Here is a 22,094-nt window from a genome sequence, read left to right as displayed (position 1 = left end):
GGTTCCTGTAGGAGCGAGCTTGCTCGCGAAAAGCGTCAACGATAACGCGGGCAACCTGGCACCCCGCAGTGCTCTCAGGTTCTTCGCGAGCAAGCTCGCTCCTACAGAAATCGCTCACATGGCCGTTAACCTCTCAAGTCGCCACTAACAAGAGAGAAAAGCCATGCGTCTGAGTTTGAAGGCCAAAGTCCTGGCCCTTGCTGTCGTGCCGGTGTTGTTGTTTGCCGTGGTCATCAGCCTGACCACCGTGTGGATTCTGCAGGGCCAGGCCCGCAACGAGGTGGATGAAACCCGCCAGCGCCTGCTCAACGACGCCAAGGCCACCCTGCAAGGTTATGTCGAGGTGGCCATGACCACCATCAAGCCGCTCTACGACGCGGCAGCCCCCGGCGACAGCGCGGCGCGGGTGCAGGTGGTCAAGTTGTTATCCAATACCAGCTACGGCAAAGACGGCTATTTCTTCGGCTACGACTCCGAAACCATCCGCCTGTTCAAGGGCAACAGCCCGGACGGAGTGGGCAAAAGCTTCAAGGACAACCGCGACCCTAACGGCGTCTACGTCAACCGCGACCTGGTCAAGGTCGGCAAGGACGGCACCCACTACCTGCAATACAGTTCGACCCAGCCCGGCCAGACCGAACTGGTGCCCAAGCTCGGCTATACCGAGTACCTGCCCAAGTGGGACATGGTGATCGGCACCTCGGTGAACCTCGATGGCATCGACGCCCAGGTGGCGGTGGTGCAGGCTAAAGTCGAGACACGCATGCAAGGCGTGCTGCTGAGCATCCTCGGTGTGGCCGTGGTGGTGTTGCTGGTGATCGCCGCCGTGGGCATGTTGCTAGCCAATACCATCTTGCGTCCGCTGCACCTGATGAAAGCCAACCTCGATGACATCGCGGCGGGTGAAGGCGACCTGACCCGCCGCCTGGCCATCACCAGCCAGGATGAACTCGGCGACCTGGCCGGTGCATTCAACCGCTTTGTCGATAAAATCCACGGCCTGGTGCGCCAGATCACTGACATGACCGCTCAGCTCACCGGGTTGGTGAGCCAGGTGTCCGACCAGGCCCAGCGCTCCGAGCAGGCCATGGAACGCCAGCGCCACGAGACCGACCAGGTGGCCACCGCGATCAACCAGATGTCCTCGGCTGCCCACGAAGTGGCACGCAGTGCCCAGGGCGCCGCCGTCGCTGCGCAGCAGACCGACGCCGAAGGCCAGGCCGCCAAGCGCGTGGTGGACGGTAGCATCGCGCAGATCCATGCGCTGGTGAACGACATCCGCAGCAGCGGCGTGTCCCTGGACAGTCTGCAGCAGGATGTGTCGTCAATCGTCAGTGTGCTCGGCGTGATCCGCTCCATCGCCGAACAAACCAACCTGTTGGCGCTCAACGCTGCCATCGAGGCCGCACGGGCCGGGGAGGCTGGGCGTGGCTTTGCCGTGGTCGCCGATGAAGTGCGTGCCCTGGCCAGTCGCACCCAAACCAGCACTCAGGAAATTCAGGGCATGATCGATCGCCTGCAAAAAGGCACCGAGGCGGCTGTGGACGCTATGCGCCGCTCCAGCGATGCCGGCGACGGCACCTCGGCCCAGGCCAACCAAGCCGGCGCGTCTCTGGACACCATGGCGCAACTGATTGGCACCATTAATTCAATGAACGCCCAGATCGCCAGCGCCGCCGAAGAGCAGACCGCCGTCGCGGAAGAGATCAACCGCAGCGTGCATCAGATTGCCGTAGCGGTAGACAGCGTGGCGGATGAAACCCAACTGGGCGCTCAGACGTCTCGCAGCCTGGCCGACCTGGGCCAGCGCCTCGGGCAGTTGGTGGGCCAGTTCAGGATCTGATCCATTCAACCCCATGGCAGGGTTTAAACGTCGCGCATCAGCAAGCCAAAACGCAGGTCCATCTGTGCCGGAATCGACACATACACCGTATGCCCGTCCCCCGGCGCCACCTCAATGGCTTCGCCCTTGGCGTTATGCAGGCTCGCCAAGTCAAAGTGAAAGTTGCCGGCGGGCGTCATCAACTCCAGGTGGTCGCCCAGTGCAAAGCGATTCTTCACCTTCACCTCGGCCAACGCACCACGGCGCTCTCCGGTCAGCTCCCCGACAAACTGCTGGCGCTCGGAAACCGAGCTGCCGTTCTGGTAGTTCTGGTATTCGTCATGCACGTGGCGGCGCAGGAAACCTTCTGTGTAGCCACGCTGGGCCAGTGATTCGAGGTTGGTCATCAAGCCGCGGTCAAACGCGCGCCCGGCCACTGCGTCATCGATGGCCTGGCGGTACACCTGGGTGGTGCGCGCGCAGTAGAAGTGCGATTTGGTGCGGCCTTCGATCTTTAACGAATGCACGCCCATCTGTGCCAGGCGCTCCACATGCTGCACGGCGCGCAGGTCCTTGGCGTTCATGATGTAGGTGCCGTGTTCGTCTTCGAAGGCGGGCATGGGTTCATCGGGGCGATTGGTTTCTTGTAGCAGGAACACCTGATCGGTGGGCGTGCCGATGCCCAATGTGGGTTGATATTCATGGACGATATCCCCCGTGACATTCTCCACTGCCGGCGTGGCCTGGTATTTCCAGCGGCAGGCATTGGTGCAACTGCCCTGGTTGGCATCGCGCTTGTTCATATAGCCCGACAGCAGGCACCGCCCGGAATAGGCCATGCACAAGGCGCCATGTACAAACACCTCCAACTCCATGGCCGGCACCTGCTGGCGGATTTCGCCGATCTCTTCCAGGGACAGCTCCCGCGACAGAATCACCCTGCAAATGCCTTGTTGCTGCCAGAACGCCACGCTGGCCCAGTTCACCGTATTGGCCTGTACCGACAGGTGGATTGGCATCTGCGGGAAGTGCTCGCGCACCAGCATGATCAACCCCGGGTCGGACATGATCAGCGCATCCGGGCCCATAGCGATCACGGGCGCAAGGTCTTTGAGGAAGGTCTTGAGCTTGGCGTTGTGCGGCGCAATGTTCACCACCACGTAAAAGCGCTTGCCCTGGTCATGGGCTTCCTGGATGCCGAGGGCCAGGTTGGCGTGGTCGAACTCGTTATTGCGCACCCGCAGGCTGTAGCGCGGCTGGCCGGCATAGACCGCGTCGGCACCGTAGGCGAAGGCGTAGCGCATGTTTTTCAGGGTGCCGGCGGGAGCGAGCAGTTCGGGGGCAGTTATCGGGCGCATGGGTGTGGGTCGCAAAAAGGCGCGAGGGTAGTGCTGGAGCGATAACGGGATATTGACCCAGGTCTAAATAACGCGATCTATGCTTGTTCGATAAACCAGGGCACTCCCGCGTTTGGCTGCGGACTAAGCAACAGGGCCGCCATCGGCCCTGTTTTTCTGACATGGACCGGACATGAATCAAACCAACCTGCAATTCAAGACCCTGTTGCTGCTACTGGCCTTGGTCACCGTGGCTTTTATCTGGATATTGCTGCCGTTCTACGGTGCGGTGTTCTGGGCGGTGATCCTGGGCATTATCTTTGCGCCGATGCAGCGCCGCCTGCAGCAGCGTTTTAGCTGGAATCGCAACCTGACCTCCCTGACCACCTTGACGGTGTGCCTGGTGATCGCGATTCTGCCGGTGATCATCACCAGTGCCTTGCTGGTGCAAGAGGGGGCCACCCTCTACAAAAACATCGAGAGCGGCAAGCTCGATGTGGCGGGTTATATCGAGCAATTCAAGAACGTTCTACCGCCGTATTTCCAGCAGTTGCTCGACCGTTTCGGCATGGGCAATCTCGAAGGGCTGCGGGAAAAGGTCGTCAAGGGCGCGATGCAGGGCAGTCAGTTCTTTGCCTCCCAGGCGTTCAGCTTCGGCCAGGGTACGTTTGATTTCCTGGTGAGCTTTTTCATCATGCTGTACCTGCTGTTTTTCCTGCTGCGCGACGGCCCGGAACTGGTACGCAAGGTGCGCACAGCCGTACCCTTGGCCGAGCCGCAAAAGCGTCGCCTGCAACTCAAGTTCAACCGCGTGGTGCGCGCCACGGTCAAGGGCAATGTGCTGGTGGCCGTGACCCAGGGTGCGCTGGGTGGCTTGATCTTCTGGTTCCTGGACATCCCCAGTGCCTTGCTCTGGGCCGTGCTGATGGCGTTCCTGTCCCTGCTGCCTGCGGTGGGTGCCGGGCTGGTCTGGGGGCCGGTGGCAGTTTATTTCCTGTTGAGCGGTTCGATCTGGCAGGGTGTGGTGCTGGGGCTGTTCGGCGTGTTTGTGATCGGCCTGGTGGACAACGTGCTGCGCCCGATCCTGGTGGGCAAGGACACCAAGATGCCCGACTACCTGATCCTGATCTCGACCTTGGGCGGCCTGTCGGTGTTCGGCCTTAACGGCTTTGTGATCGGGCCGCTGGTGGCAGCGTTGTTCATGTCGTGCTGGGCGTTGTTCGTCGAAACCAAGCCGCGGGTCAAGCTGCCGCTGCCGTAACGTTCAGGCTTCTAGCCTGAAGTCGGTTGCCATCCGGCGTTGTGTTTCTGCATCCGATAACGAGGTGAGCGGGCCGCTGATCGGCTCGCCATCGCGCACCACATACCAGCAGGCGAGCAAGCCCAGTTTGCGCAGCGGGGCGGGGACGGCGCTACCAATGACGGACATGATTTGAACAGTGGGCATAAGTACCTCCAAACGTTATGGAGGTCACCTTACGGTTTGCTGGCGCCTGGGAAAAATCACCTGGCTCGATAGTCGACATCAATGTCAGGCGTTAATCCACCACCTGGTCGAGCATGTTCACCACTTCGTGCTCACTGAGCAGGCCCTTGCGCACCAGGTTTTCTGCCAACAATGCCAGGAACTTGGCGCTGCGATGGCCTTCCAGGTGCTTGAGTTCGGTCAAGGCGCTGTAGACCTTGCTGGAAGTGCAAAGGCCGGCGGTGCGGTGCGGGTTTTGTGTGGGCATGGTCAATCGTCCTTAATTGTTATTGGCTGGACTGAGTCGATAGTGCGACTGTTTTGTGACGCAAACATGACAGCGCAGCCCGCAATCGATCAAGAGGATATTTGACGCTTATGATGTGGGATTGGCGCTCGTGCGTTGTTCTCACAGCGACACTGGCAGGATAAATCCGGACTTCCCAGGCAAAAAAAGGCCCCGCGTGTGGGCGAGGCCTGTGGCTGTCAACGGGGTTAAACCTTACCAGCCATGGCGGTAGTAACCGTGAGGCGGGCCGTAGTAGCCGCGAGGTGGCCCATAATAACCGCGCGGTGGGCCGTAATAGACGGGCGCCGGGCGGTAGTAAACCTGCTGTTGCACATACACCGGTGGCGGTGGCGCGTAGTAGACCGGCGGCGGCGCGGCATACACCGGTTGCGGCTGCACATACACCGGTTGCTGCACATACACCTCACGCGGCTGGCTGGCAACCACAGAGCCGACTACTGCTGCGCCGACAAGCGCACCGAACACGGCCGGGCCACCCCAACCACCACCGTGGGCGGAGGCTTGGCCGGCCATCGCGAGTGCGCCGATAAGCAAGGCGATTCTGGGGAGTTTACGCATGATGGTCATTCCTCAATTAGCCCCTGCGCTTGTGGTCTGCAATCAATAGACTCAAGGATTGTCGCGGGGATACTTTTAAGACAACGTATTTCGAGAAAACAGCACCGCCAATGGGTAAAGGTTGTGTAAGGTCTGTACCGATTTGCTTACTTCAAGGAGTTATCCATGCAGATGCACCCCAACAAGGACACCCAACTGTGCATGTCACTGTCGGCGCGCCCTGGGAACTTTGGCCTGCGTTTTCATAACCACCTGTATGAACAGCTGGGTTTGAATTTTTACTATAAAGCCTTCAGCAGCCAGGACTTGCCCGGCGCGATCGGCGGTATCCGCGCCCTGGGTGTGCGCGGTTGCGGGGTGTCCATGCCGTTCAAGGAGGCTGCTATTGCCTTGGTGGATGAACTCGACGATTCGGTTCAAGCCATTGACTCCCTGAACACCATCGTCAACACCAACGGCCATCTCAAGGCTTACAACACCGACTACATCGCCATTGAGCAACTGCTGAAAAAGCACGCGGTGCCCAAAGATTCCACCTTTGCCCTGCGCGGCAGCGGCGGCATGGCCAAGGCGGTCGCCAGTGCCTTGCGTGACGGGGGGTACGCTAATGGTGTGATCGTGGCGCGTAATGAGGTGGCGGGCCAGGCATTGGCCAGGAACCTGGGGTACGCATGGCAGGCGGAATTGGGCAGCCTGCGCCCACAGATGCTGATCAACGTAACGCCCATCGGCATGACTGGCGGGGCGGAGGCGGATGCGTTGGCGTTTGAGCCTGAGGCAATCGATCAGGCGGAGACCGTCTTCGATGTGGTGGCGATCCCGGCGGAAACGCCGTTGATCGTGCGGGGGCGTGCGCAGGGCAAGCGGGTGATTACCGGGCTGGAAGTGATCGCTATTCAGGCGTTGGAGCAGTTTGTGCTTTATACCGGCGTGCGGCCTACGCAGGAGCAGTTCGAGGCAGCGGTGGCCTTCGCCCGCAGCTAAAGCCTTACACCAATCCAATGTGGGAGTTGGCTTGCCTGCGATGGCGGCCTGCCAGGCGACACTTCTCTACCTGACTCCCCACAATCCAACTGTGGGAGCTGGCTTGCCTGCGAAGACGGCCTCACAGTCGACGCCGTAATACCGAGTACATATCCATTCCTGCGGTAACGGCTACTTAGGGTTCCGCTTTTACAGCGGCTCACTTTTGAAAAGAGCCCAAAAGTAAGCAAAAGGCTCTTGCCCCACCACTCGGCACCTCGCCTAGGCTCGGTGTGCCCGAACGCAGGCTTGAATCCGTGGGCCGCCGCCACGCGCCATCCATGGCGCGGGGCGGCTAACCCGGCGTCCTGCCGGGTTACCCACGAATTAAAGCCTGCGTTCGGCCAGCGTGGTTTAACGGGGCGCCTAAGATCAAAAGCAGAGCAAGATCAAGAGCGGCTCGCTTCGCATCGTAGTTACCGTTGGCTGCTGCAACCTACAAAGTTGTGTCGATACCAATGGCTATCGCAGGCAAGCCAGCTCCCACATGTTTATCTGCATTATCCCTGTTCCAGCTGCGCCAGCCGTTCTTCCAGTGCGGCAATCCGCGCTTCCAGCTCTTCAATGCGCTCCACCGAAACAGCCCCTGCGCTACGCTCTACCGGATTCCCCCGCGCGGTCATAATCGCTTCAATATCTGCCGGGTCCCCCAGTGCATGGGTATACCGGTCTTCCCGCTGCCCCGCCTGACGCGGCACCAGCAGTGCCAGTCCTCGTGCAATCAGGCGTTCGAGTTGATGCACGACCTGTTCGGCATCCTCAAAATCATGCATGCGCCCACTGCGGGTGAGCAGCTCATTGACGGTCTGCGGCCCCCGCAAAAACAGCAGCCCGGTCAGGATCACCTGGGCCGGCACCAGTTCCAGGGCCTTGTCCACACGGTGTTCCCAGCGGTCGGCGCGGCTGCCCATTACCAGGCGCGTGAAGCCTTGGCCCTCCAGCACGCGCAGGCTCTGGCCGACCTGGCCTTGGCTGAGGTTCATCACCGGCTCGCGGCTGGTCTTCTGGTTGCAGGCCAGCACCAAGGCGTTGAGGGTGAGGGGGTAGGTTTCCGGGTTGGTCGCCTGTTTTTCGATCAGGCAGCCCAGGACGCGGATTTCCGTGCTGTTCAGGCGCGGCTCAGGGGTGTCGGTATCGTGCTCGGCGGTCATCGCGCTTTCCCTATGCAGTGAAGCCCCTTAGCCTAAGCTTGAAAAAATAAAAGACAAGCGCCAGGCATGGCTATAATCGCGGCTGGTTCCAACCCCGCCATTACCGTGAGACTGTCATGACTATTTCCCTGTACGCCGCTTCCATCCCGGTCTTCAAGCAAATGCTCAACGCCCTCAGCGATGTGCTGAACAAAGCTGAAGCCCACGCCAGCGCCAAGAACATCGAGCCCAACGCCTTGCTGCAAGCGCGCCTGTTCCCGGACATGTTCCCGTTGGTGCGCCAGGTGCAGATCGCCGTGGACTTCGCCAAAGGTGTGTCGGCACGCCTGGCCGAGATCGAAGTACCCAAGTACGAAGACAGCGAAGTCACTTTTGCCGACCTGCAAGCGCTGATCGCCAAAGTCCTGGCCTTTGTCGACACCATCAAGCCCGAGCAGATCGACGGCAAGGAAGGCATCGAGATCGTTACCCGCCCCGGCACCCCGAAAGAGAAGCGCTTCAGCGGCCAGTCCTACCTGCTGACCTACGGCCTGCCGCAGTTCTTCTTCCACGTCACCACCGCTTATGCGCTGCTGCGTCATAACGGCGTGGAAGTGGGCAAGCGCGACTATATGGGCGCGTTTTAAACCCGCAGATACAAAAAAGCCCGGTGCCGTTCTCTGCGAATGGCGCCGGGCTTTTTTATGGGGCTGTGTTAAGCGGCCTGTTCTTCCTTGCCCAAACACGCCGCCGCCGTAAACAGCACATCGGTAGACGAGTTGAGTGCGGTTTCCGCCGAGTCCTGCAGCACGCCGATGATGAAACCGACAGCCACTACCTGCATGGCGATTTCACTGGGGATGCCAAACAGGCTGCACGCCAGGGGAATCAACAGCAGCGAACCACCCGCCACCCCCGATGCACCGCAGGCACACACCGCAGCGACGACGCTGAGCAGCACGGCGGTCGGCATGTCCACGGCGATGCCCAGGGTGTGCACGGCCGCCAGGGTCAGCACGGTGATAGTGATGGCGGCGCCGGCCATGTTGATGGTGGCACCGAGCGGGATCGACACCGAGTAGGTGTCTTCATGCAGGCCCAGGCGTTTGCTCAACGCCAGGTTGACCGGAATGTTCGCCGCCGAGCTGCGGGTGAAGAACGCGGTGAGACCACTTTCGCGCAGGCACATCAGCACAAGCGGATAGGGGTTGCGGCGCAGTTTCCAGAACACGATGGCCGGGTTGATCACCAGCGCCACGAACAACATGCAGCCGATCAGCACGGCCAGCAGGTGGGCATAGCCGAGCAGGGCGCCGAAACCCGAGGTGGCCAGGGTGGAGGCCACCAGGCCAAAGATGCCCAGCGGGGCGAAGCGGATCACCACGCGTACGATCAGGGTGACGCCGTTGGACAAGTCGTCCAACACCGTACGGGTGGTTTCACCGGCATGGCGAATAGCGATACCCATGCCAATGGCCCAGGCCAGGATGCCGATGAAGTTGGCGTTCATCAGTGCACTGACCGGGTTATCCACCACACTGAGCAGCAGGCTTTGCAACACTTCGCCGATGCCACCGGGAGCGCTCACGGTGGCGTCATGGGTAGCCAGTACCAGGAACGACGGAAACATCATGCTGGCCACCACCGCAACCACGGCGGCGGCAAAGGTACCGAGCAGATACAGGAACAGGATCGGGCGGATATGGGTTTCCTGGCCATGCTTATGGTTGGCAATCGAGGCCATGACCAGCACAAACACCAGGATCGGCGCGACAGCCTTCAGCGCCGTGACAAACACCTTGCCGATAAAACCAGTGGCGCGCGCGGCCTCGGGTAACAGCAAGGCCAACACGATCCCGGCAATCAGGCCGATGACAATTTGGGTGACCAGGCTGACGCGCATTAAACGTTGCAACAGGGAGGGGGCAGCAGTCATAAAGAGTTGTCTCTAGTTTTTTTAGTAGGGCACAGCATTGCAGGCAGAAAGTACTGTAGGAAGTAGGCGCGAAGTCTAGCATGCTGTGGGAAGCGTCTTGTTTGCTGCGGCATTCCGTCACCCGTTTCAGTCGGGCTTGGTCAAATCCGGACATGTTCTGTTAAGATTCACCCCTCTCATCTTTCCTCTCCTTCAGCGAGCCCTTAGGGCTGTCGTTGATGTCGTCGTTTCTGGAGTTTTCATGTTGTTTCCTATCCTGCTGCTGTCAGCCGCCGGTTTTACCGTGCTGACCACAGAGTTCGTCATTGTCGGCCTGTTGCCGTCGATTGCTCGGGACCTGAACGTCAGCGTGTCCCAGGCCGGGCTGCTGGTGACACTGTTCGCGTTCACCGTGGCCGCGTTCGGCCCGTTCCTCACCGCCTATTGCGCGCGGTTCCCGCGCAAGCGCTTGTTTATCAGCATCCTTATCATGTTTGCGGCGGCCAATACCGTGGCGGCATTGGCACCGAATATCTGGGTGATGGCCGTGGCCCGTTTGATCCCTGCTCTGGGCTTGCCCGTGTTCTGGGCCCTGGCCAGCGAAACGGCGGTAGACATTGTCGGCCCTGAGTTCGCCGGGCGTGCGATTGAAAAAATCGGCTTTGGCATTGTTTGCGCCACCGTATTTGGTATTCCGGTGGGCACGCTGATTTCCGATATGTTCGGCTGGCGCACCGCGTTTGCCGTGCTCGCGGTGATCGCCCTGGCCAAGGCGTTGCTGCTGTATATCTACCTGCCGGTCACCCAGGCCAAGCACCAGCAGGCTAGCTTGCGCTCACAATTCAAGATCCTGCGCAGCCCGGTGATGCAGGGGCATATCCTGCTGTCGATCCTGGTATTCAGTGGCATGTTCACCGCCTATACCTACCTGGCAGATATCCTTGAGCGTCTGGCCGGCTTCGACGGCACGTTGGTGGGCTGGTGTCTGATGGGCTTTGGCGCAGTCGGGCTGATCGGCAACTCCTTGGGCGGACGTGCCGTGGATCGTCACCCATTGATCGCGTCCATGGTGTTCTGCGGGTTTATGATCGCGGGCATGGTGGCGGTGGTGCCTGCGATTCACTCGACCATCGGCCTGGCCGCGGCGATGGCGGTGTGGGGCGTGACCCAGGCGGCGATGTTCCTGGTCAGCCATGTGCGCTTGATGAAGGCTGCGCCCCATGCGCCAGCGTTTGCGGCGTCGCTGAACATTGCCGGGGCCAACCTCGGCATTGGCCTGGGCGCCATGGTGGGCGGGCATGTCATCGACACCCTGGGCCTGGGCAGCCTGGGGTTTGCCGCTTCGGGGTTTATCCTGCTGTCGATCCTGCTGGCACTGTGGCTGATGACCGCCAAACCCACGGCGCTCAACGCCTGAATGATCAGGGCAGGGCGGTAAACAACTCCCGCCGGGCACCTTCGGTAATCGCCACAATGCCGGGGTGCTTGACCTTGCGCTCCACCGAGATCGCATAAAACGACTCGGTCACTGCATCGGTCTGGCCGATCAGCGCCACGCCATATTGGCGCACCACCTCATCGGCGATCACGCTGGGCGCGATAAAAATCCCACTGCCGGATTGCCCGAACGCCTGCATCAAGGCGCTGTCGTCGAATTCGCCAATGATGCGCGGTTGAATCTGCTGTTCGGCAAACCAGCGCTGCAGACGGCTGCGCACCACGGTCTCTGCCCCTGGAATCAACAGCGGCGCACCCTGCAAGCACTGTGGGAAATCCCCCCCATGCTGGTCAGCCAATGCCTGGGTGGCGAAAAAACTAATGCCGCATTCTCCCAGCTTCTGGCTGTAGCCCTTGATGTCCAAGTGCGTGGGCATGGGGCTGTCGGAAATCACTAGGTCCAGGCGCTGGATCGCCAGGTCGGCCAGTAAACGTTCGAGTTTGTCTTCACGGCAGGTGATGCGGATCGGTTCGCTCAACTCCATGGTCGGCGCGATCAACCGGTACACGATGGACTTGGGCACCACATCCGCCACCCCGACCCGGAACGGGATCTGCTGCTCGTCAGGCTGTGCGCGCAGCATCGCCTCCAATTCATTGCCGGTCTGGAACATCTGCTCGGCGTAGGGCAGCGCCTGGCGCCCGGCTTCGGTCAGTTCAAGCTGGCGCCCGACCCGCTGAAACAGGGCAACACCGTAGGTCTGCTCCAACAGGCTGATCTGCCCGCTGATGGTCTGCGGCGTGAGGTTCAACTGCTCGCAGGCGCGCACGATGCTGCCAGTCTTGGCCACCACCCAGAAGTAATGCAGTTGTCGATAATTGAGCATCGCGACCTACACTTCGTAAAAACCGAAGTATACGCGAGAAAAATACGAATTTTCCTGAACTGTTCGTCTACATAGAATGCCTCGCTATCGAGGGGCCACTATTTGGACCCAATGGTTCTAACGAGGAATACATCATGAAACTCAATTCCCTGGGCGCGGCGTCGTTGCTTGCGCTTTCATTGATAGGGGTCAGCGGCTGTGATCAAGTCGAGAAAAGCGCGCAACAGGTGTTGGGCAAAGCCACCGAGTCGGCCAAGCAGGCCATCGACGACACCCACAAGGCCGCCGAGCAGGCATTGAGTGAAGCAACCCAGGGCTTGATCAGCCCTGAGAAGCAGGAAAAAGACGCCGAAAACGCCGCTGAATCCGACACCAAAGAAACCTAATTCCCCAGCACTAAAACGTCAGGACTGACCTATGGATTACCTTTTACAACTGGCCGCCAGCCCCACCGCCTGGGTCGCACTGGCGACCTTGATCGTCATGGAAATCGTGCTGGGCATCGATAACCTGATCTTTATCTCGATCCTCACCAACAAATTGCCAGAGAAGCACCGGGCCAAGGCGCGGCGCATTGGTATCAGCATGGCGTTGATATTGCGCCTGGGCCTGTTGAGCACCATCGCGTTCATCGTGCAATTGACGACACCGGTGTTCGACGTGTTCGGCCAGGCGTTCTCGTGGAAGGACATGATCCTGATCGCCGGTGGCCTGTTCCTGGTGTGGAAGGCAACCACCGAGATCCATCACAGCATGGACCCGGAGCCTGAAGAGAAGGCCACCGTCAGCAACACCGTGACCATCGGCTTTGCCGCCGCCATCGGCCAGATCCTGATGCTCGACCTGGTGTTTTCCATCGACAGCATCATCACCGCCGTGGGCATGACCGAGCACTTGCCGATCATGATCATTGCCGTGGTGGTCTCGGTGATCGTGATGCTGGTGGCCGCTGAACCGTTGGCCAAGTTCATCAACGACAACCCGACCGTGGTGATGCTGGCCCTAGGCTTCTTGATCATGATCGGCATGACGCTGATCGCCGAAGGCTTCGGCGCCCACGTGCCAAAAGGCTACGTGTATGCGGCCATGGCGTTCTCGGCGGCGATCGAATGCTTGAACATCGCCCGGCGTAACCGGCACGCACGTTTGCTCGCTGCGCGCCAGTAACCGCTGAACAAACAGGCCGGCTGTGCTCACAAGAGCCCAGCCGGCCTTTTGCTGTCTGCTAGAATCGGCCCACTTGATAGCTTGAGGTCCCCCATGAACGAGCCGATTCGCCTTACCCAGTACAGCCACGGTGCGGGTTGCGGTTGCAAGATTTCGCCCCAGGTGCTGGAAGTGATCCTTGCGGGCAGCGGTGCACAGAACCTCGACCCCAACCTGTGGGTGGGCAATGCCTCCCGCGACGATGCGGCGGTGTACGCCATCGACGACGAGCGCGGCGTGGTGTCCACCACGGACTTTTTCATGCCGATTGTCGACGACCCGTTCGACTTCGGCCGCATTGCCGCCACCAATGCCATCAGCGACATCTACGCCATGGGCGGCGACCCCCTGATGGCCATCGCCATTCTCGGTTGGCCGGTCAACGTGCTGGCGCCGGAGATTGCCCGCGAAGTGATTCGCGGCGGTCGGGCCGTGTGCGACGCGGCTGGCATCCCGCTTGCGGGCGGGCATTCCATTGACGCCCCGGAGCCGATCTTTGGCCTGGCCGTTACCGGGATCGTGCAAAAGCGCCACATGAAGCGCAACGACACTGCCACTGCCGGCTGCAAGTTGTACCTGACCAAGCCTTTGGGCATCGGCATCCTCACCACCGCCGAGAAGAAGGGCAAACTGCGCGAGGCGGATATCGGCCTGGCGCGTGACTGGATGTGCACCCTCAACAAGCCGGGCAGCCGTTTCGGCAAGTTGGCCGGTGTGACGGCCATGACCGATGTCACCGGTTTCGGCCTGCTCGGCCACCTGGTGGAAATGGCCGACGGCAGTGGCCTGACCGCCCGCATCGACTATGCAAAAGTCCCACGCTTGCCGGGGGTTGAGTATTACCTGGACCAGGGCTGTGTGCCGGGTGGCACCTTGCGCAACTTTGAAAGCTACGCCAGCAAACTGGGGCGTGTGCAGGAGCTGCACAAGCGCGTGCTGTGCGACCCGCAAACCAGCGGTGGCCTGCTGATCGCCGTTACCCCGCAAGGTGATGCCGAGTTCCACGCCGTGGCCGCCGAGCTGGGCCTGGCCCTTGAGCCTATCGGTGAACTGCTGGAGCGACAGACCAACGCGGTTGAGGTGATTTGATGGCGACGGACATCACCGATTACCGCGATATCTTCCTCAACGACCGGCCGATGATGGATACCCGCGCGCCGGTCGAATTCGCCAAGGGCGCGTTCCCCGGGGTGATTAACCTGCCGCTGATGACCGACGATGAGCGCCAGCGGGTCGGCACCTGTTACAAGCAGCAAGGCCAGCAAGCGGCAATCGTGTTGGGGCATGAACTGGTGTCGGGTGCAATCAAGGCCGAGCGCATCGAACAATGGGCGCAGTTTGCCCAGGCTAACCCTAATGGCTACCTGTACTGCTTTCGGGGCGGCCTGCGTTCACAGATCGTGCAGCAATGGTTGAAAACCGAAGCGGGCATCGAATACCCCCGCGTCGGCGGTGGCTACAAGGCCATGCGCACCTTCCTGCTGGAAACCCTGGAGCAGGCGACCGCCCAGTGTGATTTCGTACTGCTGGGCGGCATGACCGGCACCGGCAAGACCGAAGTGCTCGGCCAACTGCGCAATGCCCTGGACCTGGAAGGCCACGCCAACCATCGGGGCTCCAGCTTCGGCAAGCGTGCTACGGCGCAACCCTCCAATATCGACTTCGAAAACCGCCTGGCCGTGGATTTGTTGAAGAAGCGCGCAGGCGGTATCGAGCAGTTTGTGGTCGAGGACGAGAGCCGTATGATCGGCAGTTGTGCGCTGCCATTGCCATTGCACAAGGGGATGCAGACGTTTCCGATGGTGTGGCTGGAGGACAGCGTCGAAGGTCGCGTCGAGCGCATCCTGAAGGATTACGTCGTCGATCTGTGCGCCGAGTTCATTGACGTATGGGGTGACGCTGGGCAGGGGTTGTTCGCCGAACGCCTGACTCAGAGCCTGGCCAATATTCACAAGCGCCTGGGAGGTGAGCGTTTCCAACGGCTGCAGACGGTGTTACAGGATGCCCTGGCCGAACAGGCACGCAGCGGCGCGGTGGACCTGCACCGGGTATGGATTGAAGGCTTGCTGCGTGAGTATTACGACCCGATGTATGCGTTCCAGCGCGAGAGCAAGGGCGCGCGTATCGAGTTTGCCGGGGAGCAGGGGGCGGTGGTGGAGTATTTGCGCGAGCGGGCGACCCGGGTGGGGTGACCTTTCGGACGCCATCGCAGGCAAGCCAGCTCCCACCTTTTGAAGTGTGAATACATACAAAGGTGGGAGCTGGCTTGCCTGCGATGAGCATAGGTATCTACACAACTTTGTAGGCTGTAGCAGCCGACGGTAACCACGATGCGAAGCGAGACGCTCTTGATCTTGACCTGCTTTTGATCTTAGGCGCCCCGTTAAACCACGCTGGCGAATTACGGGCACACCGAGCCTGGGCGAGGTGCCGAGTGGTGGGGCAAGAGCGTTTTGCTTACTTTGGCCTGGGCCGGCATCCCGGCTTTTGCAAAGTGAGCCGCCGTCAGGGCGGAACCCTAAGTGGCCGTTACCGCAGGAATGGATATGTACACGGTCCAACTGTGTTGACTGTCAAGCCGTCTTCGCAGGCAAGCCAGCTCCCACAGTTGGATCGCGGTGCGTCAGTTAGATCAGCGTCGGCTGCCAGGCCGTCGCGGGAGCAAGCTCCCTCGCCACAGGTTTAGCGTCGTACCGAAGTTGTGTAGATACCTATGCTGCGATGAGGCCATCGGCCCCACTGAAAATCTAAAGAATTACCGCTCCAATCAACCCACACACCACCCCCACCAGCATGGTCAAGCCGGCCACCGTCACCAGCACCCGCGCATCGAAATCCTTGCGCAGCATCAACAGCGACGGCAGGCTCACGCTCGGCAGGGTCATCAGCAAGGCCACGGCCGGGCCGGTGCCCATGCCCAGGGCCATCATGGTTTGTACGATGGGAATCTCTGCCGCTGTCGGAATCACAAACAGCGTGCCCACAATCGCCAGCGGCACCAGCCACACCAGGCTGTCGGCCATCGCCCCGTCCACATGAGGGAACAGCCAAACCCGTGCCGCGCCGAGGATCAGCACCGCCAGGATATACACCGGGATAGTGCTCCAGAACAGCTGCCACAGCGTGCGTAACCAGCGGCTCAGGAACGGTTGCGACTCCACCGTGCTGACGTCGGCAACGGCTTCCAGTGCGGCTTCCGGCACGTGGTCCGGGCGCGCAATACGCTGTGCCACCAGGGACACGCCCACCACCAGCACAATCCCCGCCACCAGCCGCAACGCGGTGAAACCCCAGCCCAGCACAAAGCCCATGAACACCAGGGTGGCCGGGTTCAATACCGGGTTGGCAATCCAGAACGCCAGCGCCGCGCCGACCGACACCTGCTGGCGGCGCATGCCCGCCGCCACCGGGGCCGCGCAGCAGCTGCACATCATCCCCGGCAGGGCGAACAGCCCACCGCGCAGGGTCGAGCCCAGCCCGGCGCGGCCAAACAGGCGCAGCAGCCAGTCGCGGGGGATCAACACTTGCAGTAACGAGCCGAGGATCACCGCCAGTACGGCGGCTTTCCAGATGGCTAGGAAATACACCTGGGCATAGGCCAGCGCCGCCGCCAGGGGCGAGCTTTGCTGGTCATTGAGAATCGAGGCGCCAATGCTGTGGTTGTCGGCCGCTACAAACGCCTTGAGGTAGTAGGGCGACCACTTCACATAGTAGAGGCCGATGCAGGCCACCAACAGAAATAGGGCAGGTTTGCACCAGAACGCCCAGCCGCGGCTGGGCTGGGTGGAAGCGAGGTTGGGCATGGAGAGGATCCGCAGGTGAGTCGATAGCCTGGCATCATACGCCCCTGCGGCCCAAGCTTCAGATATCTGCGCTGACCTGGGTCGGGTCCGGGCAGTTTTCCCCACCGTTATTCAGCCCTTGCTTATAGTTGCGACTGAGCAGCGAGGCCTTGCCGTTGTGCCAGGTCAGTGTCAGCACATACAAGGAGTCGTAGTCATTGCCCGACCAATCATCGGTAATGGTGTGTTTTTCGCCGGCTGCTTCGCTGGCGACTTTGTTGATCAGTTCCGGCAAGTAACCATGGGACCAGGCCGTATAGATCGTCGCGTTGCGGTACTTGTCCTCGACCAGTTCTTCGGCCAGGGCACTGGTGTCATTCGCTGAAAATTCGATGTTCACCGGCAGGCCAAGCTTGATCGCGCTGGGGCTGATGGTGATCAAGGGGCGAATGTAGCTGTAGGAGTTATCCAGTTCGCCTTCCTCGACATTGCGCGTCGGGTTGGCAGCGAACACATAGTTGGCTTTGCCAAACTTTTCCGGCAACAGGGTCGCCAGGTTCATGGCGCGGTTCAGGCCCTGGCAATTGAGTTGGCCCAGGCCACCGGCCGGTTTTTCGCCATGGCGCAGGAATACCAGGGTTTGCACGCCATCGACCGGTTGCGCGCGGCTTTCACGGGCGTCCAGGGCGGTGACGATGGCGGCGCTGACCAGCAGCAGCGGCAATACCATATAGGAATAACGTTTGAGTTGTGGCACAAGGCGCAGAGGCTTGATCTTCATGATAGGTTCGAGTCTTCGTGCGTCGGGTTAAGGCGGACAAGCCCGGCCCCAGTGACGCATCAGCGTCCTGCGGTGTTCCCTGTCGATAGAGCAAAGCGCCTCCTTTCATTCTTCGGGCGCTCTTTAAGAGTGCATTCGGGCGCTTTGGTTCGCCCACGCGGGATTCTAGCCGGCAAATGTTGCGCAACGATGACCCATGCACGACGGCAGGCAGATGACTATCATGGGGACTTTCCGTCCAGGGGGTTCTCGATGAACGCACTCGCCGCTTTCCCGATCAACAGCAAATGGCCCGCCCAGCACCCAGAACGCCTGCAGCTGTATTCGCTAACCACGCCCAACGGCGTCAAGGTGTCGATCATGCTCGAAGAACTGGGCCTGCCTTACGAGGCGCACAAGGTCAGCTTCGACACCCAGGACCAATTGTCTCCCGAGTTCCTGTCCCTGAACCCCAACAACAAGATCCCTGCGATTATCGACCCCAACGGCCCGAGCGGGCAGCCGCTGGCGCTGTTCGAATCCGGTGCGATCCTTATCTACCTGGCAGAAAAAACCAGCCAGTTGCTTTCCGAAGACCCGGCCACGCGCTATGAAACCCTGCAATGGTTGATGTTCCAGATGGGCGGCATCGGCCCGATGTTTGGCCAACTGGGGTTCTTCAACAAATTCGCCGGCAAGGCGTATGAAGACAAACGCCCGCGTGACCGCTACGCCGCCGAATCGCGGCGCTTGCTGGGCGTGCTGGAAAAGCGCCTGTTGGGCCGCACCTGGATCATGGGCGACGAGTACAGCATCGCCGACATTGCGATCTTTCCGTGGGTTCGCAACCTGATTGGGTTCTACGAGTCCGGTGACCTTGTGGGCATTACCGATTTCCCTAACGTACTGCGGGCGTTGGACGGTTTTGTCGCACGTCCGGCGGTGATCCGTGGCCTGAACATTCCGAGCTGAAGCATGCCGACTTTCGATTTTCAACAACTGGATGTCTTCAGCAGCGTGCCGCTTAAAGGCAACCCGTTAGCCGTGGTGCTGGGTGCCGATAGCCTCACCGACCAGCAGATGGCGGACTTCGCCAATTGGACCAACCTCAGCGAAACCACGTTTTTACTGACGCCGCGCGACCCTCGTGCTGACTATCGGGTAAGAATCTTCACCACCCTCAAGGAGCTGCCGTTCGCTGGGCACCCGACCTTGGGCAGTTGCCACGCCTGGTTGCAGGCTGGCGGTGTGCCACGCGGGGAGGAGATTATCCAGGAGTGCGAAATCGGCTTGGTGCGTATTCGCCGTCAGGGCGATGAACTGGCGTTTATCGCGCCGCCATTGCTGCGTGCCGGCCCGGTGGAGGCGCCGTTGCTGGAGCGCGTGCGCCTGGCATTAGGCTTGGCGCCCGAGGCTATCTTGCGCAGCCAGTGGGTCGACAATGGTGCCGGTTGGCTGGCGGTGATGCTGGCTGAGCGTGATGCCGTGCTGGACCTGCGCCCAGACTACGCGCAGCTGCAAGGGTTGGCCGTAGGGGTGATCGCCTCCTGTGACCCCACGCGTGACGCGGTGGACGCGCAATTTGAAGTGCGCGCTTTTGTCGCTGGCGATGGCGCCGCCGAAGACCCGGCCACCGGCAGCTTGAATGCCGGCGTGGCCCAATGGCTCCTCGCTGAAGGCCTGGCGCCCAACCGTTACGTGGTCAGCCAAGGCACGGCGATAGGGCGAGCGGGGCGTATTTATATCGAGCGCCAGGGCGATGAAATCTGGGTGGGCGGCGCCGTGGCGTTGTGCATCGAAGGGCGTCTACAGCTGTAGATCAATGGAATTGTTACGCGCCTGGCAATACACTATTGGCCCCTCGGCGTTTGTGTTGCCAGGACTTGGGGGCATAAGCTTTCGCCGCAAAGTGTTCAGCCATTTTTCAGGATTGCCATGACCAGCCAGTTTCCCCAAGCCCGCCCACGTCGCCTGCGCCGCTCCCCGGAGCTGCGTGGCCTGTTCCAGGAAAGCGAGTTCACCCTCAACGACCTGGTATTGCCGATTTTTGTCGAAGAAGAAATCGACGATTTCGTGCCCATCACCAGCATGCCGGGTGTGTTGCGCATTCCTGAGAAAAAACTCGCCGGTGAGATCGAGCGTTACGCTCGCGCCGGCATCAAGTCGGTGATGACCTTCGGCGTGTCCCACCACCTCGACGCCAGCGGCAGCGACACCTGGAAAGAACGTGGCCTGGTTTCGCGCATGTCCTCGATCATCAAGGACGCCGTGCCGGAAATGATCGTGATGTCCGACACCTGTTTCTGCGAATACACCGACCACGGCCACTGCGGCGTGATGCACGGCGCCCATGTCGACAACGACGCGACCCTGGTCAACCTCGGCAAACAAGCCGTGGCCGCCGCCCGCGCCGGCGCCGACGTGATCGCTCCGTCCGCCGCGATGGACGGCCAGGTCCAGGCCATCCGCCGCGCCCTGGATGACGCCGGCTTCACCCACATCCCAATCATGGCCTACTCCACCAAATTCGCCTCGGCCCTCTACGGCCCCTTCCGCGAAGCCGGCGGCAGCGCGCTCAAGGGCGACCGCAAAAGCTACCAGATGAACCCAATGAACCGCCGCGAAGCCGTGCGCGAATCGCTGCTGGACGAACAGGAAGGCGCCGACGCGTTGATGGTCAAGCCTGCCGGTGCCTACCTCGACATCATCCGCGACATCCGCGAAGCCTCGCGCCTGCCGGTGGCGGCGTACCAGGTGAGCGGTGAGTACGCGATGATCAAGTTCGGCGCACAGGCTGGGGCGATTGATGAGGACCGGGTGGTGCGCGAGACGTTGGGGTCGATCAAGCGGGCGGGGGCGGATTTGATATTTACGTATTTTGCGATGGATTTGGCGTTGGCGGGGATTTAAGGGCGTCGCTGAACCTGTGGCGAGCGAGCTTGCTCGCGTGGGGCTGCCTAGCAGCCCCCGTAGCTGGTTACATCGATGTAGCTGAATGAGATCGGCGTACTGATGGATTTTATTTTTTAAGTAAATGCGTGTCGAATTTTTCCACTATATGGTGGAGCCATAACGGCCCTGATGCCCATTCATTTGGGTAGTAATAGAAACAGTAATGTTTGTGCAGCAAGTTTTCTTGGAACTCTGATTCGTTTGTGTAGGAGTCAATCAATTCTAGAATCTCATTCCTTACGGTGCAGATCACGTCTGTGGACGAGTCCATTAGAAAACTATCAATGACGTCGTCGGCGCAGGCGTGATCCTCTACCCAGTCTTGATTAAAGTAGGCGCCAAAAAATTGCTGAAGCTCAGTTAATGGTATGTTCATTTTTCTATTGGGTATCCTGTAAGTAAAAGGTAGCCATTTGGCATTTTTGGTTTTTTTATTAAAACCAGAATAAATTTATATACGGGGACTGACTCTGTGCTACCTCTTATAACGCTCAATCCCACAGGGCTGCTCGAGTGTTCTCTAATGATATGCTTGTCTTTTTTCCTTTGAGAAATTTGGATATTTCGTGATGATGTGTGGATAAGCTTTCAGTAACGAGCGCTTCTGCTTCCTCTAAAGTTTTGAATGTGGACGCTGCTGGTATATTCGGTTCCCATTCAAGCCTTTCAGCTAACTGAATATCTGTCTGTCCTATATGTTTTTTGATTAAGTGCCCACCAGATTTTTCGTGTGCAACTAGTACGCCGCTGGATAATTTTTTTGTGTGGACTAAATCGAATTTTGAGCCAGGGCATACTCCAATCTTACAACTTAGTCCCAGCGGGTCTACCCAACCTGTCGGATTGGGCACATACCGGTACCCATTGATCCCCCCCGCCAACTTCACCGGGTCCGGTGTCAGGTAGCGACCAATATCCGGATTGTAGTAGCGATGGCGGTTGTAGTGCAGGCCGCTTTCCGCATCGAAATACTGCCCTTGAAAGCGCAGTGGGTTGTCGATTTTGCCTACGTCGAGCCGGGCGATCTGGCCGTAGGCGCGGTAGTGGGCGGACCAGACGATTTCGCCGTCGGGGCTGGTCAGTTCCTGTGGGGTGCCGAGGTGGTCGAGTTGGTAGTAGTAGGGCGTTGTGGCGTGTGGGCCGAAGCCTTCCAGTAGCGCCAGTGGTCGGAAGCTGTCGGGTTCGTAGAGGTAACTGCGATGACGCTCTGCATGGTGCTCGGCAATCAGCTTGTCGCCTTGCCAGAAAAATTCGGTGGTCTTGCCGTCGACGGTTTTGCTGATGCGGCGCCCAAATGGGTCGTAGCGATAGCTGGCGGTTTGGCCGTTCGGCTTTGTGATGCTGATTAGCCGATGCTGGCAGTCGTAGCGGTACTCAGTGACGAGTTGCTGGCCTTTGCCGCGGCGTTCGCGGATGAGGTTGCCGAAGGCGTCGTAGTCGTAATGGCGGTCGCCCTGGATTATCAGGCGGTTGGCCGCAACGATGTCGGGGCCGGGGCGGTCTTGCATCA

The 22,094-nt window shown here is 60.1% G+C and carries 22 protein-coding genes and 2 pseudogenes; 13 read left to right on the top strand and 11 right to left on the bottom strand.

All coding sequences use genetic code 11. From position 1 onward, the window contains the following. Positions 1 to 19 precede the first annotated feature (19 nt). Together QK296_RS25635 and QK296_RS25630 are read left to right on the top strand one after the other, a co-directional pair. A pseudogene (locus QK296_RS25635) lies at positions 20 to 106 on the top strand (outer membrane lipoprotein carrier protein LolA); the annotation flags it as partial. Positions 107 to 163: 57 nt separating this feature from the next. Continuing rightward, positions 164 to 1,843: a methyl-accepting chemotaxis protein gene (locus QK296_RS25630; RefSeq protein WP_282391753.1), complete on the top strand. Its 1,680-nt coding sequence runs from the start codon at positions 164 to 166 to the stop codon at positions 1,841 to 1,843. A 23-nt stretch (positions 1,844 to 1,866) separates the two neighbouring features. Here QK296_RS25630 and yegQ read toward each other — a convergent pair whose 3' ends face one another. Next, the gene (gene yegQ / locus QK296_RS25625) at positions 1,867 to 3,180 is read right to left on the bottom strand and encodes a tRNA 5-hydroxyuridine modification protein YegQ (RefSeq protein ID WP_137205247.1); all 1,314 of its coding nucleotides are present in this window, start codon (positions 3,178 to 3,180) and stop codon (positions 1,867 to 1,869) included. A gap of 172 nt (positions 3,181 to 3,352) precedes the next feature. Here yegQ and QK296_RS25620 point away from each other — a divergent pair, with 172 nt between their 5' ends. Then, the gene (locus QK296_RS25620) at positions 3,353 to 4,420 is read left to right on the top strand and encodes an AI-2E family transporter (protein WP_003190281.1); all 1,068 of its coding nucleotides are present in this window, start codon (positions 3,353 to 3,355) and stop codon (positions 4,418 to 4,420) included. 3 nt (positions 4,421 to 4,423) lie between these two features. Here the strand turns inward: QK296_RS25620 and QK296_RS25615 are convergent, their stop codons facing one another. From QK296_RS25615 to QK296_RS25605, 3 genes are all read right to left on the bottom strand, one after another. Beyond that, the gene (locus QK296_RS25615; protein ID WP_003190283.1) at positions 4,424 to 4,606 is read right to left on the bottom strand and encodes a hypothetical protein; all 183 of its coding nucleotides are present in this window, start codon (positions 4,604 to 4,606) and stop codon (positions 4,424 to 4,426) included. Between the two features lie 91 nt (positions 4,607 to 4,697). Further along, the gene (locus tag QK296_RS25610; RefSeq protein WP_003190284.1) at positions 4,698 to 4,892 is read right to left on the bottom strand and encodes a hypothetical protein; all 195 of its coding nucleotides are present in this window, start codon (positions 4,890 to 4,892) and stop codon (positions 4,698 to 4,700) included. 234 nt (positions 4,893 to 5,126) lie between these two features. Then, positions 5,127 to 5,501, bottom strand: a complete 375-nt coding sequence (locus tag QK296_RS25605; protein ID WP_019818659.1) for a hypothetical protein — start codon at positions 5,499 to 5,501, stop codon at positions 5,127 to 5,129. A 156-nt stretch (positions 5,502 to 5,657) separates the two neighbouring features. Between QK296_RS25605 and QK296_RS25600 the strand changes: the two genes are divergently transcribed. Beyond that, positions 5,658 to 6,476 carry a shikimate 5-dehydrogenase gene (locus QK296_RS25600; protein WP_003190288.1) on the top strand — a complete coding sequence of 273 codons (819 nt, stop codon included), beginning with the start codon at positions 5,658 to 5,660 and terminating at the stop codon, positions 6,474 to 6,476. 539 nt (positions 6,477 to 7,015) lie between these two features. Here the strand turns inward: QK296_RS25600 and QK296_RS25595 are convergent. Next, positions 7,016 to 7,666 carry a DUF480 domain-containing protein gene (locus QK296_RS25595; protein ID WP_003190290.1) on the bottom strand — a complete coding sequence of 217 codons (651 nt, stop codon included), beginning with the start codon at positions 7,664 to 7,666 and terminating at the stop codon, positions 7,016 to 7,018. A 116-nt stretch (positions 7,667 to 7,782) separates the two neighbouring features. Between QK296_RS25595 and QK296_RS25590 the strand changes: the two genes are divergently transcribed. After that, positions 7,783 to 8,292 carry a DUF1993 domain-containing protein gene (locus tag QK296_RS25590; RefSeq protein WP_003190292.1) on the top strand — a complete coding sequence of 170 codons (510 nt, stop codon included), beginning with the start codon at positions 7,783 to 7,785 and terminating at the stop codon, positions 8,290 to 8,292. 68 nt (positions 8,293 to 8,360) lie between these two features. Here the strand turns inward: QK296_RS25590 and sstT are convergent, their stop codons facing one another. Next, a complete protein-coding gene (sstT, locus tag QK296_RS25585) occupies positions 8,361 to 9,581 on the bottom strand; it encodes a serine/threonine transporter SstT (protein ID WP_120249139.1) in 1,221 nt (406 codons plus the stop codon). Between the two features lie 241 nt (positions 9,582 to 9,822). Here sstT and QK296_RS25580 point away from each other — a divergent pair, with 241 nt between their 5' ends. Next, a complete protein-coding gene (locus tag QK296_RS25580; RefSeq protein ID WP_056788350.1) occupies positions 9,823 to 10,977 on the top strand; it encodes an MFS transporter in 1,155 nt (384 codons plus the stop codon). A 4-nt stretch (positions 10,978 to 10,981) separates the two neighbouring features. On the opposite strand, the gene nhaR is transcribed toward QK296_RS25580, so the two are convergent. After that, entirely contained in the window at positions 10,982 to 11,884 is a 903-nt protein-coding gene (nhaR, locus tag QK296_RS25575) for a transcriptional activator NhaR (RefSeq protein ID WP_057710155.1), read from the bottom strand. Positions 11,885 to 12,018: 134 nt separating this feature from the next. On the opposite strand from nhaR, the gene QK296_RS25570 reads away from it, so the two are divergent. The 4 genes from QK296_RS25570 (at position 12,019) to mnmH (ending at position 15,282) form a co-directional block, all read left to right on the top strand. Further along, positions 12,019 to 12,270: a hypothetical protein gene (locus tag QK296_RS25570; RefSeq protein WP_014717957.1), complete on the top strand. Its 252-nt coding sequence runs from the start codon at positions 12,019 to 12,021 to the stop codon at positions 12,268 to 12,270. A gap of 31 nt (positions 12,271 to 12,301) precedes the next feature. Further along, the gene (locus QK296_RS25565; RefSeq protein WP_003190301.1) at positions 12,302 to 13,051 is read left to right on the top strand and encodes a TerC family protein; all 750 of its coding nucleotides are present in this window, start codon (positions 12,302 to 12,304) and stop codon (positions 13,049 to 13,051) included. 93 nt (positions 13,052 to 13,144) lie between these two features. Beyond that, entirely contained in the window at positions 13,145 to 14,179 is a 1,035-nt protein-coding gene (gene selD / locus QK296_RS25560; RefSeq protein ID WP_057710154.1) for a selenide, water dikinase SelD, read from the top strand. Continuing rightward, positions 14,179 to 15,282, top strand: a complete 1,104-nt coding sequence (gene mnmH / locus QK296_RS25555; protein ID WP_003190305.1) for a tRNA 2-selenouridine(34) synthase MnmH — start codon at positions 14,179 to 14,181, stop codon at positions 15,280 to 15,282. Before selD ends, mnmH begins: the two co-directional genes overlap by 1 nt. Before the next feature lie 555 nt (positions 15,283 to 15,837). Here mnmH and QK296_RS25550 read toward each other — a convergent pair. Together QK296_RS25550 and QK296_RS25545 are read right to left on the bottom strand one after the other, a co-directional pair. Further along, a complete protein-coding gene (locus tag QK296_RS25550; protein ID WP_282391743.1) occupies positions 15,838 to 16,893 on the bottom strand; it encodes a permease in 1,056 nt (351 codons plus the stop codon). 58 nt (positions 16,894 to 16,951) lie between these two features. After that, entirely contained in the window at positions 16,952 to 17,653 is a 702-nt protein-coding gene (locus QK296_RS25545; RefSeq protein WP_034125794.1) for a hypothetical protein, read from the bottom strand. Between the two features lie 252 nt (positions 17,654 to 17,905). Between QK296_RS25545 and QK296_RS25540 the strand changes: the two genes are divergently transcribed. The 3 genes from QK296_RS25540 (at position 17,906) to hemB (ending at position 20,542) form a co-directional block, all read left to right on the top strand. Beyond that, complete coding sequence (locus QK296_RS25540; protein WP_282391741.1) at positions 17,906 to 18,604, top strand: glutathione S-transferase N-terminal domain-containing protein; 699 nt, start codon at positions 17,906 to 17,908, stop codon at positions 18,602 to 18,604. Between the two features lie 3 nt (positions 18,605 to 18,607). Further along, positions 18,608 to 19,450 (top strand): PhzF family phenazine biosynthesis protein, encoded by an 843-nt coding sequence (locus tag QK296_RS25535; RefSeq protein WP_003190314.1) that lies wholly within the window; start codon positions 18,608 to 18,610, stop codon positions 19,448 to 19,450. Between the two features lie 117 nt (positions 19,451 to 19,567). After that, positions 19,568 to 20,542, top strand: coding sequence for a porphobilinogen synthase (gene hemB / locus QK296_RS25530; protein WP_016977356.1), 975 nt, complete (start codon positions 19,568 to 19,570; stop codon positions 20,540 to 20,542). 109 nt (positions 20,543 to 20,651) lie between these two features. Here the strand turns inward: hemB and QK296_RS25525 are convergent, their stop codons facing one another. Both QK296_RS25525 and QK296_RS25520 read right to left on the bottom strand, forming a co-directional pair. Then, positions 20,652 to 20,960, bottom strand: coding sequence for a contact-dependent growth inhibition system immunity protein (locus QK296_RS25525; protein WP_282391738.1), 309 nt, complete (start codon positions 20,958 to 20,960; stop codon positions 20,652 to 20,654). Further along, positions 20,957 to 22,094 (bottom strand): annotated as a pseudogene (locus QK296_RS25520) (RHS repeat-associated core domain-containing protein); the annotation flags it as partial. The gene QK296_RS25525 and the pseudogene QK296_RS25520, both read right to left, overlap by 4 nt.

The organism is Pseudomonas sp. AL10, from assembly GCF_029960685.1.
In the GTDB taxonomy this organism is placed as follows: domain Bacteria; phylum Pseudomonadota; class Gammaproteobacteria; order Pseudomonadales; family Pseudomonadaceae; genus Aquipseudomonas; species Aquipseudomonas lactis.
Note: the sequence above shows the minus strand (reverse complement) of the source record. Positions and strands in the feature narration are given on the sequence as shown.